The organism is Mesorhizobium sp. M7A.F.Ca.MR.148.00.0.0, from assembly GCF_003997735.1.
GTDB lineage: Bacteria > Pseudomonadota > Alphaproteobacteria > Rhizobiales > Rhizobiaceae > Mesorhizobium.
The window spans coordinates 53429-65665 of sequence record NZ_RZTB01000027.1; the positions used below are offsets into that span (position 1 = coordinate 53429).

19 protein-coding genes and 1 pseudogene are annotated in these 12237 nt (G+C 62.7%); 11 read left to right on the plus strand and 9 right to left on the minus strand.

The annotated features are described in order from the left end of the window. Positions 1 to 529 precede the first annotated feature (529 nt). Together EOB49_RS37590 and betI are read right to left on the minus strand one after the other, a co-directional pair. Positions 530 to 823 (minus strand): annotated as a pseudogene (locus tag EOB49_RS37590) (IS1 family transposase); the annotation flags it as partial. 106 nt (positions 824 to 929) lie between these two features. Then, positions 930 to 1577: a transcriptional regulator BetI gene (gene betI / locus EOB49_RS13520; protein WP_127381251.1), complete on the minus strand. Its 648-nt coding sequence runs from the start codon at positions 1575 to 1577 to the stop codon at positions 930 to 932. A gap of 83 nt (positions 1578 to 1660) precedes the next feature. Between betI and choX the strand changes: the two genes are divergently transcribed. Next, a complete protein-coding gene (gene choX, locus EOB49_RS13525; RefSeq protein ID WP_127332218.1) occupies positions 1661 to 2599 on the plus strand; it encodes a choline ABC transporter substrate-binding protein in 939 nt (312 codons plus the stop codon). A gap of 8 nt (positions 2600 to 2607) precedes the next feature. Then, positions 2608 to 3420, plus strand: coding sequence for an alpha/beta hydrolase (locus tag EOB49_RS13530; protein WP_127381252.1), 813 nt, complete (start codon positions 2608 to 2610; stop codon positions 3418 to 3420). On the opposite strand, the gene EOB49_RS37595 is transcribed toward EOB49_RS13530, so the two are convergent. Next, positions 3417 to 3893 carry a hypothetical protein gene (locus EOB49_RS37595; RefSeq protein WP_245472683.1) on the minus strand — a complete coding sequence of 159 codons (477 nt, stop codon included), beginning with the start codon at positions 3891 to 3893 and terminating at the stop codon, positions 3417 to 3419. The two genes, EOB49_RS13530 and EOB49_RS37595, sit on opposite strands and share 4 nt — an antisense overlap. Continuing rightward, positions 3890 to 4183: a hypothetical protein gene (locus tag EOB49_RS37600; RefSeq protein WP_245472685.1), complete on the minus strand. Its 294-nt coding sequence runs from the start codon at positions 4181 to 4183 to the stop codon at positions 3890 to 3892. Before EOB49_RS37600 ends, EOB49_RS37595 begins: the two co-directional genes overlap by 4 nt. 94 nt (positions 4184 to 4277) lie before the next feature. Between EOB49_RS37600 and EOB49_RS13540 the strand changes: the two genes are divergently transcribed. Further along, entirely contained in the window at positions 4278 to 4952 is a 675-nt protein-coding gene (locus tag EOB49_RS13540) for a TetR/AcrR family transcriptional regulator (RefSeq protein WP_127381253.1), read from the plus strand. Between the two features lie 64 nt (positions 4953 to 5016). Here EOB49_RS13540 and EOB49_RS13545 read toward each other — a convergent pair whose 3' ends face one another. Beyond that, entirely contained in the window at positions 5017 to 5610 is a 594-nt protein-coding gene (locus EOB49_RS13545) for a hypothetical protein (RefSeq protein WP_127381254.1), read from the minus strand. A 110-nt stretch (positions 5611 to 5720) separates the two neighbouring features. On the opposite strand from EOB49_RS13545, the gene EOB49_RS13550 reads away from it, so the two are divergent. Next, positions 5721 to 6851 carry a metallophosphoesterase gene (locus tag EOB49_RS13550; protein ID WP_164781669.1) on the plus strand — a complete coding sequence of 377 codons (1131 nt, stop codon included), beginning with the start codon at positions 5721 to 5723 and terminating at the stop codon, positions 6849 to 6851. 57 nt (positions 6852 to 6908) lie between these two features. Here EOB49_RS13550 and EOB49_RS13555 read toward each other — a convergent pair whose 3' ends face one another. Next, positions 6909 to 7088 (minus strand): CsbD family protein, encoded by a 180-nt coding sequence (locus tag EOB49_RS13555; RefSeq protein ID WP_027037831.1) that lies wholly within the window; start codon positions 7086 to 7088, stop codon positions 6909 to 6911. A 196-nt stretch (positions 7089 to 7284) separates the two neighbouring features. Here EOB49_RS13555 and EOB49_RS13560 point away from each other — a divergent pair, with 196 nt between their 5' ends. The 7 genes from EOB49_RS13560 (at position 7285) to EOB49_RS13590 (ending at position 10761) form a co-directional block, all read left to right on the plus strand. Continuing rightward, positions 7285 to 7938 (plus strand): glutathione S-transferase family protein, encoded by a 654-nt coding sequence (locus EOB49_RS13560; RefSeq protein WP_127381256.1) that lies wholly within the window; start codon positions 7285 to 7287, stop codon positions 7936 to 7938. Between the two features lie 425 nt (positions 7939 to 8363). Further along, a complete protein-coding gene (locus EOB49_RS13565; RefSeq protein ID WP_010915421.1) occupies positions 8364 to 8573 on the plus strand; it encodes a cold-shock protein in 210 nt (69 codons plus the stop codon). Between the two features lie 364 nt (positions 8574 to 8937). Next, positions 8938 to 9165 (plus strand): hypothetical protein, encoded by a 228-nt coding sequence (locus EOB49_RS13570; protein ID WP_127381257.1) that lies wholly within the window; start codon positions 8938 to 8940, stop codon positions 9163 to 9165. Between the two features lie 49 nt (positions 9166 to 9214). After that, the gene (locus EOB49_RS13575; RefSeq protein ID WP_245472687.1) at positions 9215 to 9523 is read left to right on the plus strand and encodes a hypothetical protein; all 309 of its coding nucleotides are present in this window, start codon (positions 9215 to 9217) and stop codon (positions 9521 to 9523) included. 1 nt (position 9524) lies between these two features. Continuing rightward, positions 9525 to 9692, plus strand: a complete 168-nt coding sequence (locus EOB49_RS13580) for a hypothetical protein (protein ID WP_127319514.1) — start codon at positions 9525 to 9527, stop codon at positions 9690 to 9692. A 55-nt stretch (positions 9693 to 9747) separates the two neighbouring features. Beyond that, positions 9748 to 10068, plus strand: coding sequence for a YkgJ family cysteine cluster protein (locus EOB49_RS13585; protein ID WP_164781670.1), 321 nt, complete (start codon positions 9748 to 9750; stop codon positions 10066 to 10068). An 81-nt stretch (positions 10069 to 10149) separates the two neighbouring features. Further along, on the plus strand, positions 10150 to 10761 hold the full coding sequence (locus EOB49_RS13590; protein WP_127270585.1) for a LysE family translocator: 612 nt from the start codon (positions 10150 to 10152) through the stop codon (positions 10759 to 10761). 98 nt (positions 10762 to 10859) lie between these two features. On the opposite strand, the gene EOB49_RS13595 is transcribed toward EOB49_RS13590, so the two are convergent. The 3 genes from EOB49_RS13595 to EOB49_RS13605 all read right to left on the minus strand — a co-directional run. Further along, positions 10860 to 11246 (minus strand): nuclear transport factor 2 family protein, encoded by a 387-nt coding sequence (locus tag EOB49_RS13595; RefSeq protein WP_127381259.1) that lies wholly within the window; start codon positions 11244 to 11246, stop codon positions 10860 to 10862. Positions 11247 to 11262: 16 nt separating this feature from the next. Continuing rightward, positions 11263 to 11709 carry an OsmC family protein gene (locus tag EOB49_RS13600; protein ID WP_127319522.1) on the minus strand — a complete coding sequence of 149 codons (447 nt, stop codon included), beginning with the start codon at positions 11707 to 11709 and terminating at the stop codon, positions 11263 to 11265. 33 nt (positions 11710 to 11742) lie between these two features. Continuing rightward, on the minus strand, positions 11743 to 12237 hold a 495-nt coding region (locus EOB49_RS13605), incomplete at its 5' end, for a zinc-binding dehydrogenase (RefSeq protein WP_164781668.1).

The following is a 12237-nucleotide window of genomic DNA, read 5'->3' on the forward strand; positions in this document are numbered from 1 at the left end:
TCGAGCTCTTGGTGTCGCGGCCGACGATCAGGACGTCCGCACCCTCACCAAAAAGGCTTCGGCGATCGCCAGGCCGATACCGTCCGACCCACCGGTGACCAGCGCGCGTTTGTTGTGAAGTCTCATCCGACGCTCCAAGGCTTCTCTGGCCGCCGCGAGAGCACCGCATATCAGCGGGCGAGGTCAAGCGGCCAGCCTATCCGGTAGTGGGTCAGTTTGAAATCTGTCTCGCCTGAACGTGGCTCAGCAGTGAGACGACATATCGTTCCATATCAAGCCTGCGAGCGGTTCCAAGTACACTTGCCCAGGTATCCTGCGGACCGGCGCCAGAGGCGATCATGGCCGGTGCGTTGTGAAATGAATCCGCGAGCATACGAGCTCTGGACAGATCATCGGTCGCGCGAATTTCGACGAGGACGATGCAAAGAACCCTCAGGATATTTTCATTCGTGATGGGTTGAGGATCAATCAGTTGAGACACCTTTCTTTCGGTACGCCCCCGAGCCGCTGGCTTTTCGGCTTCCTTCGCCTCGATCAGCGCAACGATATCGCTAATCTCCCAAAGCTTGCCAGTCACGCCGGCGGCCATCGCGGGCGTCATGCGCATGAAGCATGAATGCGGACAAAGTTGTAATACATGAAGTGCAGGGCAACGGCGTTGGCGTGAGCTTCCACTGCCGTTGGTCAGGCGCGTGAAGCGGCGCATATGCATCCGCATAGTCCGGTTTTGGCGTTCGGCAAATGACGTGCTGACGTGCTTGATGTCTGGATTACCTTCGATCCACTCTTTCCGCGCACCAGTGCATTCGGCGGGGCTATGCACTCGATTGTCATACGCCGTCCCATACTTTCTGTAAGCATATAGGAGTTCACGGCGGGTCACGACAACGGCATTCGCGGCATCAAATTTCAAACTGACCCACTACCGCCTATCCCACGGTATGAACTTCGGTGACGGGCTCCCGCAGGGCCAGCCGGCCCGCGACATAATTCTTGACCTGGCGGACGGCCTGTTCGCGCGAGACGCTGCCCGGCTGCAGGCCGAGCCGCAGCCAAAGCCCGTCGATCAGCGCCGTGACGCCAAGCGCGATGTCGTCGGCATCCGCCGGCGAGGCGAGGCCGTGCAGGCCCGACAACAGGTTCGAGCGCATGCGCGCATGGATCACCCGCTGGATACGGGCCATCTTCTCGTCGCGCGGCACCTCGGCGCAGAGCGACAGCCAGGCATGGCACAGAGGCGGCTGGAACAGATGCTCCTCGAAATTGCCCTCGATCACCGCATCCGTGCGCTCCATCGGCGTACGCGCCCGGCGAAGCCGCGCGATCACCGCCTGGCACAGGACGGCATTGGCTTCGCGCATCGCGTGCTCGAACAGTTCCTGCTTGTTGCGGAAATAGTGCAGCACGATGCCTTTGGAGGCGCCGGCCTGCGCCGCCACTTTTTCCAGGGTCGCGCCGGCAATGCCTTCGCGCTCCAGAACCACGAAGGCCGCCTGCCGAAGCTCCTTGCGGCGTATCTCACTGAGACGCTTGAGTTTCACGGGATCGGTCCATGCATCGCGAATCCACGTTGACATTTTCGTCCGCTCAGATCAAGAATTGACCCGTGGGACAATAAAAAGACCAATTGGTCAATTTGACGACAATGAGGAGAACCGAAATGTTGCGCATCCTTGCAAACGGCGTCTGTTTGGCCGCCCTCATGTTGGCCTCTCATGCGGCTCAGGCGGCCGAGGGCCAAGAGTGCAGGACGGTCCGTATGGCCGAACCCGGCTGGAACGACCTTGCCTTCACCACGGGGGTCGCCAACGTCCTGTTGGAGGCGCTCGGCTATCAGCCGCAAAGCCAGGTGCTCGGCATCAACGTCATCTACGAGGGCATGAAGAACAGGGACCTCGACCTGTTCCTGGGCTACTGGGATCCGGCCATGGTCACCTATTACGAGCCCTACAAGAAGGACGGTTCGGTTGAGAATGTGCGCGTCAATCTCGTGGGCGCCAAATACACCTTCGCCGTCCCGACCTACGCCTGGGACGCCGGCGTCAAGGACATTTCCGATCTGCACAAATTCGCCGACAAGTTCGGCAAGAAAATGTACGGTATCGAGCCCGGTTCAAACCAGTTGATGATGGACGCCATCGCCGATCCGGCCTTTGGCCTGGACGGCTGGCAGGTGGTCGAGTCCAGCGAAGCCGGCATGCTTTCCGAGGTCGGCTACGAGATCAAGGAAAAGCAGTTCATCGTCTTTCAGGGCTGGGCGCCGCATCCGATGAACACGATGTACGACTTCAAGTACCTGACCGGCGGCGACAAGTTCTTCGGCCCGAACTTCGGCGCCGCGACGGTGACGACGCAGGTGCGCAAGGGCTATCTGCAGCAATGCCCGAACGTCGCGCAATTCCTCGGGAATCTCGCCTTCGACATCGATTTCGAGAATGTCGGCATGGGCTATCTGATCAATGACGGCATGAAGCCGGAGGACGGCGCGCTGAAGGCAATCACGGCCAACAAGAGCCGTCTCGATGCCTGGCTCGCCGGCGTCACCACTTTTGACGGCCAACCCGGCCTTGCCACGGTCAAGGAAAAGCTCGGCCTGTGAGGGCGGCGGTGCTTGATGCTTTGCCGGAACAGGACGCCTGGGCCGGCCGCAAGCAGTTCGTCACTGTCGGCGATCTCGACATCGCCTATGTCGAGATATCAGGCGCCGAGCCGGCACTGCTGTTGGTGCACGGCTTCACCGACACCAGCCGCAGTTTTTCGCTTCTGGCGCCATATCTGGCCGGCCGCCGTCTGATCATGCCGGATCTGCGCGGCCACGGCGCCTCGCAGGCTGGCAAGAATTGCGGCATCGCCGATCTTGCCGATGATATGGCCGGGCTGATCCGGAGTTTACAACTCGACCGACCGGTCGTCGTCGGCCATTCGCTGGGCGCCATGGTGGCTGTCGCCTTGGCTGCGGGGCACAAGGAGTTGATCGGCGGGCTGGTGGTCCTGGCCGGCACGTTGAAGCCCGATTTCGCGCCGGGGCATCCGCTGGTGGTGAGCGTTGAGGCCCTGCGCGACCCGATATCGCCGGCCGATCCGTTCTATGTCTGGTGGCATGCCTGTCGTCCCGACGTGCCCGCAGCCTTTCTCGCCGGCTTGGCGCAAGAGGCCTCGGCGATGCCGACCCCGCGCTGGCGCGCGATTCTCGAGGAAATCCGCCGCGCCGACCTGACCGATGCTGCACGGGCCGTGCAGGCCCGGACGCTGGTCATCGCCGGCGCCTGCGACCCGCTATTCGGCGCGGCGCACCAGCAGGCGTTGCAATCCGCTCTTGCCGGAGCCGTCTTCGTTCGCGCCGAGAGCTGTGGCCACAACCCGCATTGGGAAGACCCGGTCCTTGTCGCAAAGGCGATCATCGAGGCATTTGAAGTCTAACGCCCGACCAATGATTGCGATGTGGGCGACAGCCGCAAAGTCTCCGTTTGTTTGGTCAGGCCGAGCTGCGCGGCCTGCCAAAAATCCTGCCATGCCGAAGAAGCGGCTAGGGCGGCCTGGTGGCGGGCATGCGCCTCGGTGCTGGCAAAACCCATGACGCTGATGAAGACGTTTTCATCAGCCCGTACCGGCAGGCGCGGAAAACTGTTTTCGGCATGCTCGGTAATGAAGGCGGCGAGCAGGCGTGCGTCGGCCGTCATCAGGCACGCCGTCTCAGTCTCGAAGCGAGTGGCGAAATCTGCCTCCGTGCCGGGCTGCAAATGATGAATCTCGATGACAGCGATGCCGGTCAGCGGTTTGTTTTGAATGGGCTTTTTATCGTCGGCCAGGCTTGGCCGCTGCTTGCCCGCGAGGTCGAAGCCGGCGCCCGGCCACGCCGGCTTGAGCAGCAGCACATCGTCGGAATCGATCATTGTCTCGTTGGCCGCGTGGCTGTTCGCCGCCCAGACCAAGCGGCGAGAGCATTTTTCCGCGCATCCATGCCTTCGAAGCCGCGCATCCAGACGAACATGTCAGGCCGATCGAGGTCCCGGAACTGGCCGATGATGGTCATGCCGGCGTCCTCCTGGCCCTCGATCAGCCTGCCGTCGAAGATGCCAATGAGTGTGTCGCGCCGACCAGGCTTCAGCGTGTATTGCCGAAGCTCGACGACAGGCGAAGCGAGCGCTGAGGGTTTCGTCGCGACGTTCTGGGGCAGGTTCATCCGACATTCTCCAAAACAGGGCGATCGTCCTGTTTTAAAACAGACCGGTTGTCCTGTTTTGTCAACATGCTAAAGTTCGGCAATGTCAGCAGAGATGACCGTCCAGCCAAAACCGCGCCCGGGAAAACGCACCAACGACCCTGAAGGCATGCGCAAGAAAGTGCTCGATGTCGCCGAGGATGCGTTCCAGGCGCGCGGCTATCACGCCTCCAGCATCGGCGACCTGATGGCGGCGGCTGATGTCAGCGGCGGCGCGCTGCATCACCACTTCCCGACCAAGAAGGCGCTGGCGCTGGCTGTGATCGACGAGCGTGTGGCGGCAGCGGTCGAAGAGACATGGATCGCCCCGGTGCTGGCGGCGGCATCGGCGCGCGAGGGCGTGCGCTCGGTGTTCGAGGCCGTGGCGGCGGAACTGGAGCAGCAGGGTTTCGTGCGCGGCTGCCCGCTCAACAATCTGGCTCACGAACTGTCGCTTGCCGATCCCGATTTCCGCCTTGCCCTTGCCGGTATCTTTGGGCGGTGGCGGCGCGCGATTGCCGACAAGCTGCGTGCCGACCAGCAGGCGGGCAAGGACGAGGGCACGGACCCCGAACGCTTCGCCGCGCTGACGGTCGCCGCCTATTCCGGGGCGATGTCGATGGCCAAGACGGCGCAGGATGCCGGTGTGCTGCGGGATTGCCTGGCGGGGCTGGAGCGCAGCGCGCCGTCGCCGGGCGGCTTGGTTGCCAGGCGACGCAACAGGATACTGCCACGGCCGAGAACCCCTTGAATTTGCGGCGCTGCGTTCTTCATCCGATGCCGGGCGAGGTGGGGAACGCCGGGCTCTGGTTCAGCTACTCGGCCAGCGGCTTGATCGTCTCGTAGCCGTTGACGGATTCCGAACCGGTGCCTTCATCGTAGCGCCGCGCGAGCGCGGCTTGCAGATCGGGCGCATAAAGGGAGGTGAATGAATCCAGCGTCTCGCCGGCGCCGTTCTTGAAGGTCTCCTTGACCGCCAGGACATTGTATTTGCAGTCGCCCAGACTGAATGTCTCCTTGCCCTTGACGACAAGGCTCAGCGTCTTTGTGCCCTTCGGCGGCTTGTTCGGCGACAACTCGACGAACTCTATCGTGGCCTTTGCCCCCGCCTTCAGCGGGAACAGCTTTCGCAGATCGGAAAACGGGATCATCGCCTGCCGGCCGGTGTCGCTGTCGCGAAACACCTCGATCAGGCCGGCGAACAAATATTGGGTTTGCGGCGATTGCGATTCGTAGGTGTTGATAACCGACATCATCCCGCCGGCCACGGGCCGAAATTCGCTGTGGATGCCGGGTCTCGCCAGAACGAAACCCTTCCTGGCGGACTTGGCATCGACGCAACCGGCGGCATGCGCGGTGCTCGCGCACAGCATCGCGGCCAGGATCATGCAGATAGGTGCGGCTTTCATCTTTCGTCCTCCTCCGCTTGCGCAAGCGAGACATGCCAGACCCGTGGCGTCATGTCGATGATGGCGCAGAGGCGCTGGACGACCGGCCGCTGTCCATGCTGAATCAGCAGATGATGAATCGCCATTCGACTGGATCGTTTTCCCGACGCAACTTCCTGGTACAGGCTGCGGGATTTGCCGCGGCCGGCGCCTTGCCGCGGCCGGCCTTCGGCCAGACCGGACGACGCGTCCAGTCGATCGACGCCACCTTCCTGTTCATCGCCGATGTCCATGCCTGCCGCATGGCGAGCGGCTTGAGTCCCAACTGCCTGCAGGAAGGCAAGACCGACGCCGCGCTGCTGCGCAACGTGGCGGTGCTGAATGCGCTTGGCGACAAGGACTGGCCGGCCGAGATCAATGGCGTCGCCACCGGCCTGCGTTCCGCCGGCAAGATAGGCACGCCGCTCGGCCTCGTCGTCGGCGGCGACGTCACCGACGATGGCGGCGGCCAGATCACGCAGCCGAGCGAGGGCACCCAACTGCTCCAGTTCAGCCAGCGCTACAGCCAGGGCGTCGGCCCGGATCGCGTGCACATGCCGGTTTATATCGGGCTCGGCAACCATGATCTCGACCAGAACGGGCCGCCGCACCATGTCGACTGGTACCGGCGCGAACTGCGCGACTATGTCGAGGTCAACCATCGCGCCGGCGTGTTCTTCAAGCCGCCGGTGCCGGCCACCGACTATGATGTCGACACCGACTGCTACTCCTGGGACTGGGGCGGCCTGCATCTGATCCAGACGCATCGTTTCGCCGGCGATACCGGCCACGGCGCCGAGAGCAGCCTGCCATGGCTGAAGCAGGACCTGGCGACCTATGCGGCGGACGGCCGTCCGGTCGTCCTGTTCCAGCATTATGGCTGGGACACTTTTTCGGTGGAACGCTGGGATGCCGCCAAGAGCCACTTCGATGATGACGGCACCGGTGCGCCGCATTGGTGGAGCGAGGCCGACCGGCAGGCGTTGCTGGCGGCGCTGAAGGGCTACAATGTCGTCGGCATTTTCCACGGCCACCAGCACGAAACGCCGCTGATCTATCGCAGGGACGGGATCGACCTGTTCAAGCCGAAGGCTGCCTATATGGGCGGCTTCGCGCTGGCCAGGGTGACCAGCGACGGCATGGACGTGGTGCTGGGCGAGGCGACCGGCGATCATGGCGAGGTTGCCTTCACCAATGCTTTCAGCAAGGGCTGGAGCACATGAAAAAGGCGGCCTTCGCGGCCGCCTTTCCCTCGATAAAGCGCGTTTCTCGATGTCGGATCAGAGCGCCTTCTTGACCTTGTCCTTGACGTCGCCATAGGCCTTCTGCACCTTGCCGGCGATCCGGTCGCCCGTGCCTTCGGCCTGGGTCTGCCTGTTGCCGGTCGCCTTGCCCGCGGCTTCCTTGACCGAGCCTTTGACCTGCTTGGCCACGCCCGCAACCTGATCCTTGTTCACCATTTTTGCGCATCTCCTGGGGTGTGAATTCGGAGGAATTCATTTGCGGGTAGCCAACGGGCCGGCGTCGGTTAGGTTCCAGGCGTCGCCCGGACGGCAGAGAAGGTCGCGCGGCTGCCGCCTGGGGCAAGGTCGGTGGGCTAGGCTGTGAACACGCGTTGGCAATGGGATTTTCGAGGCCAGGCGTGCGGGGAGAAAAATGGCAGAATTTACGCTCTATATCGGCAACAAGTGTTTCTCCTCATGGTCGCTGCGGCCATGGCTGGCGATGAGGCATCTGGAGATCCCGTTCGAGGAAGGTTTCGTGCGGCTGCGCACGCCTGAAACCTTTGCCAATCTGGCGAAGGTGTCGCCGACAGGTCAGGTGCCGGTGCTGAATCACAATGGCAAGATCGTCTGGGAAACCCTTGCCATCCTTGAATATCTCGCCGACCTGTTTCCCGAGAAAAAACTCTGGCCGGCCGATATCAATGCCCGTGCGCTGGCGCGTTCGGCTGCGACCGAGATGCATTCCGGCTTTCGCGAGGTTCGCTATGGCTGGCCGATGAATTTGCGTCGGCCCAATGCCCACAAGCCGCTCGACGCCGAGGGCGAGGCGCAACGCGCCCGCATCGAGGCGCTGTGGCGCCAGTGCCGGGAAAAATACGGCAAGGGCGGCCCGTTCCTGTTCGGCCACTTCACCGCGGCCGATGCCATGTATGCGCCTGTCGTCACCCGTTTCGACACCTATGGCGGCACGCTGGCGCCGGATACGCGCGCCTATGTCGACGCCGTGCTGGCAACGCCGGCGATGCGCCACTGGTATGCCGAGGCGGCCAGGGAGACGTGGCCGGAACCCGGTCCGGACGAATAGGATCCAAACGAAAACGCCCCTCGCACCTTTTATCGTGCGGGGGGCGTCTTTGCCATCAACTGTTATTCGATTGCTCTCATGAACTGCTGATGACACCGAATAAATGCGCGTCTGCGCAGATGGTTCCTGGATGCCGGAAAACTTTTCTCAAGTTGGCGCAAGCGCGCTGTTTGGCGTCCGATCTGCCGTCATGCCAGGTGTTTTGGCCAGGTGGTTTGGGAGAATTCCGCAGCTGTGGCTTTATGCAAATTTGACAGCGCGCCAAAAGAAGCCTATAAGCAAATCGTCGATATTTGTTTGACTGACTTTTGTTATCCGCGCTTTCGAGCGTGCCTTTGACGAACTTCCCACATCAAAAATCGGGACAAACGACGTTGTGCATCCGCATGGCGTCGAACGAATATTTGCCATGGAAAGGGTTCGTCATGAGCACCGGCACAGTTAAATGGTTCAACGCCACCAAAGGTTTTGGTTTTATTCAGCCTGACGACGGCTCGGCCGACGTTTTTGTCCACATCTCGGCCGTAGAGCGCGCCGGCATGCGCGACATCGTCGAGGGCCAGAAGCTCGGCTACGAGATGGTCCGCGACAACAAGTCGGGCAAGATGTCCGCCGACCAGTTGAAGGCGGCCTGAAAAAAGAATTCAGCTCTCCCGGTGACCACGGATGTACTGGCACCGGTGAGTGGCGAATTCGGGCGCATGGCCGCGGAGACCTGAGTTTCCACGGCATATCATGCGCATGAGAGGGGCGTTTCGTGCATCCCGGTGCATCCTTTTTGGATGGTCATCTGGTTGCGCGGCGCCTTACGGAAGGTCAGGCGGTGCCTGGCCTTTTTCATTTTGCGGGCCTCGCCGCCGAAAGTGCGCTGCGCGCCAGCCTGGACGTGCTAAGGGACGCTCCAGCAATTTGAATTCGCCGCGCGTATTGCTTTGTGCGTGATCCTGACCGAAGACCCGGTCTCGCTCCATCGGCACAGGCTCCTGACAGGAGAAAGATTTGACCACCAGTTCAAAGACAACCGTCGATCAGGCCGTGTCCCTGTTCAGCAAGACGCAAACCCAGTCGATGTCGCTCAACCGCATCAATTCCGAGCGCGACGCCGTCAGCGAGGCACGTGAAGCCAAGACCGCGCGCCTGCGCGAATTGCGCCTGGAAAAGGAGGCCCACGAGATGGCCGCCGCCGCCGCGCTAGCCGCTTTGCCGAAGCGGGCCGGAAGACGCTGATGGCCACCAAACGCGTACCGCCAACACCGATCGCCGCCGACGCAACCGTGTGCTGGAAAAGCTCGAACGCTGCAAGCGTGCCCACGGTGATGCCCAGGTGCGCGTCGGCGTGCGTGGCCGCGCCGAATGTCCGAACTACCTGATCGAATATGTCCGCGAAGACGCCAAGACCCATGAGCGGGTGACTTATCAGGACGCCGCCTACAGCGGCAGCACGCATCGCGAGCTGGCGGCCCATCACATCGAGGCGGTGAAAAACTGGTCGCCCGAGGAAATGAACATCACGGCCGTTTCGGCGCTGATCGGCCGCCTGCGCAATCCGCGCGCCCCATCATCGCGCTTCGCCGACGAGGACTGACATGGCCATAAAATTCTCCTCCAAGGATCAGACGGCAGCCTCGGGTGCTGCGGCAAAACCGGCCAAGCCGGTTGCCGCCCCGAAAGCCGGCGACGCCACCGAGGCCGCGACCGATCTGTTCAAGTCGCCGGCGGATTCGCCGAAGGGCAAGACGGCTAAGAAGAAATAGCGCCTTGCCGCAAGACGCCGATCAGAACCCCGCCGCGCCGGGGCTGTCCGCCCTGGTGGCCGCCGCGAGCGTTTTGCCGTCGCAACACGGCACCTTCGATTGCCAAAGCTGCGGTGCCTGCTGTTCCTATTCGGCCGAGTGGCCGCGCTTTTCCACCGAGGATGACGCACAGCTCGACCGTATCCCGGAAAAATATGTCGCATCTGACCTGTCAGGCATGCGCTGCGAGGGCGTGCGCTGCTCGGCGCTGTCCGGCGAGATCGGCAAGTCGACCGCTTGCGGCATCTACGACGTCCGGCCGGACGTCTGTCGCGCCTGCATGCCCGGCGACGAGGAGTGCCTGATGGCACGCCAGGCGCTCGGGTTACCGGTGTAGCCAATCTCCAATCGCCTCCGCTTGTGCGCCGACCCGCAGCCCGATACCTTCCTGGTTGGGTAGGGTGCCGGAGGAACCATCGTGAGCATCGAATTTCTGTTGACGTCCCTGATTGTCGTGGCTTCGCCCGGCACCGGCGTTCTCTACACGCTGAGCGCCGGCCTCTCGCGCGGTGCGCGAGCCAGCGTCATCGCCGCCTTCGGCTGCACGCTCGGCATCATCCCGCACATGGCCGCTGCCATCACTGGCCTGGCGGCGCTGCTGCATACCAGTGCGCTCGCCTTCGAGACGCTGAAATATCTCGGCGTCGCCTACCTGCTCTACATGGCCTGGAACACACTCAAGGAAAATGGCGGCCTCAGCGTCGACCAGGATGTGACGCCGCGTTCGGCCGGCAAGGTGATTGCCACCGGCATCCTCGTCAACGTGCTCAATCCGAAACTCTCGATCTTCTTCTTCGCCTTCCTGCCGCAATTCGTCAGCACCACGGAGCCCAACGCGCTGTCGAAGATGCTGGAGCTGAGTTCCGTCTTCATGCTTTTGACCTTCGTGGTTTTCGTCGGCTACGGCATCTTCGCCGCCTCGATCCGCAGCCACGTCGTCTCGCGGCCAATGGTGTTGACCTGGATGCGCCGGACTTTCGCCGGCGCCTTCGTCATGCTTGGCGCGAAGCTGGCGCTGGCGGATCGGTAGAGCCACGGCGAGCGGCTCAGTCCCGCTGATCCGCTCCGCTTGTTGCGCTATTCCGGGCGAAAAGGCGTTATGCGCTTTCGGGAAATTGCTCGGGCGCGCTAGCCCTTCACATAGCCCATCGCTTCGACGATCCGCCCGTCGGCCACGCGCATGAGGTTGACGCCGCGCAGCGAATTGCCGTCGGCCATGAAATAGCGCCAGCGGATCGTTGCCCGGTCCCCGGCAACGAAGGTTTCCTCGATGTCGAAGCGCGTGCCGGCCTGGGTTGCTATCGCCGTCCAAAGCCCGACGCACGCCGCTTGACCGGCAAAACGAGCGCCGTCCGGCGCCGGCACGGTGTTCTCGATCACGCAATCCTCAGCCACCAATTCGGCGAGTGCCGAGGGATCATGGCATTGGAATACGTCGTTGTAGCGCCGCATGATCTCGGCCGTCTGCTGGGACAGATCGTACGCGGTTGCGTCCATGACAAGCTCCTGTGTCATCTTCTTTCTCCTGGCTTCATTGGCCTTTGGTGGCTTCAACGAGCGTTGCCTTGAGGGTGATCTGAGACACGCCGGCAAGGGCCCGCGAGACGAGGCAGCCTGTCTTGGCGGATTGTGCAAGGCGCTCGAATTCATCTGCGGCGAGTCCTGCGGCCTCCACCTCGGTTTCGAGTTCGATCCGGGTGATCGTCGGCCCGGCCGCGGTCGCGCCGAGATGCACCTTGGCCATCGTGTGGATATTGCGGGCAACATGGCCGGCGCCGCCCAGTATGGCGCTCAGCGCCATCGAGAAGCAGCCTGCATGCGCTGCGGCGATCAGCTCTTCCGGGTTGGTGCCCGGACCGTTCTCGAAACGCGACGGGAAGGAATAGGCGCCTTCGAAGACGCCGCTGCCGAGCCGCAGCCGGCCCGCCCCTTCCTTCAGCGTGCCTTGCCATTTGGCCGAGGCTTCACGAATTGTCATTGTCGTTCTCCCTTGGTTTGAGGACTTGATGGGTCAGGCGCCGTCGATGATCACCTTCCCGAAGACGTCGCCCTGCTGGAAATAGCGGTAGGCATCGCCGGCCTCGGTGAAGGCGAAGACCTTGTCGATGACGGGCCGCAGGCGATGCTGCGAGACGGCGCGCAGCATGGCTTCGAGATTGGTCCGGTTGCCGACGAACAGGCGGCTGATGGTGGCGAGGCTGCGCTGGTAGAGTGCCGCCGGCAGCTGGATCGATCCGCCTTTCGCATCTTGCAGCGTCAAGAGCACGATGTGCCCGTAAAGCGTGCTGGCGATCAGCGACTGGGCGAAGGTCGCCGGGCCACCGGTCTCGACGACGAGATCGATGCCGCCGGTCTGGTCGCGGACGGCCGCGCCCCATTGCGGCATATCCGATGTCGAAATCACCAGGTCGGCGCCCAGCGCCCGCAGCCTGTCCGCTTTCTCACCGCGCGAGGTGACGGCGGCGACATGGCAGCCGAGCAGCTTGGCGAACTGCAGTGCAAAGAG

Excerpts from the sequence above, each read along its gene's own strand:
- betI (WP_127381251.1), bottom strand. The coding sequence starts at position 1,577 with ATGTCAACGTGGATTCGCGATGCATGGACCGATCCCGTGAAACTCAAG.
- choX (WP_127332218.1), top strand. The coding sequence starts at position 1,661 with ATGTTGCGCATCCTTGCAAACGGCGTCTGTTTGGCCGCCCTCATGTTG.
- EOB49_RS37595 (WP_245472683.1), bottom strand. The coding sequence starts at position 3,893 with ATGATCGATTCCGACGATGTGCTGCTGCTCAAGCCGGCGTGGCCGGGC.
- EOB49_RS37600 (WP_245472685.1), bottom strand. The coding sequence starts at position 4,183 with ATGAACCTGCCCCAGAACGTCGCGACGAAACCCTCAGCGCTCGCTTCG.
- EOB49_RS13540 (WP_127381253.1), top strand. The coding sequence starts at position 4,278 with ATGACCGTCCAGCCAAAACCGCGCCCGGGAAAACGCACCAACGACCCT.
- EOB49_RS13545 (WP_127381254.1), bottom strand. The coding sequence starts at position 5,610 with ATGAAAGCCGCACCTATCTGCATGATCCTGGCCGCGATGCTGTGCGCG.
- EOB49_RS13550 (WP_164781669.1), top strand. The coding sequence starts at position 5,721 with ATGATGAATCGCCATTCGACTGGATCGTTTTCCCGACGCAACTTCCTG.
- EOB49_RS13555 (WP_027037831.1), bottom strand. The coding sequence starts at position 7,088 with ATGGTGAACAAGGATCAGGTTGCGGGCGTGGCCAAGCAGGTCAAAGGC.
- EOB49_RS13560 (WP_127381256.1), top strand. The coding sequence starts at position 7,285 with ATGGCAGAATTTACGCTCTATATCGGCAACAAGTGTTTCTCCTCATGG.
- EOB49_RS13565 (WP_010915421.1), top strand. The coding sequence starts at position 8,364 with ATGAGCACCGGCACAGTTAAATGGTTCAACGCCACCAAAGGTTTTGGT.
- EOB49_RS13580 (WP_127319514.1), top strand. The coding sequence starts at position 9,525 with ATGGCCATAAAATTCTCCTCCAAGGATCAGACGGCAGCCTCGGGTGCT.
- EOB49_RS13595 (WP_127381259.1), bottom strand. The coding sequence starts at position 11,246 with ATGACACAGGAGCTTGTCATGGACGCAACCGCGTACGATCTGTCCCAG.
- EOB49_RS13600 (WP_127319522.1), bottom strand. The coding sequence starts at position 11,709 with ATGACAATTCGTGAAGCCTCGGCCAAATGGCAAGGCACGCTGAAGGAA.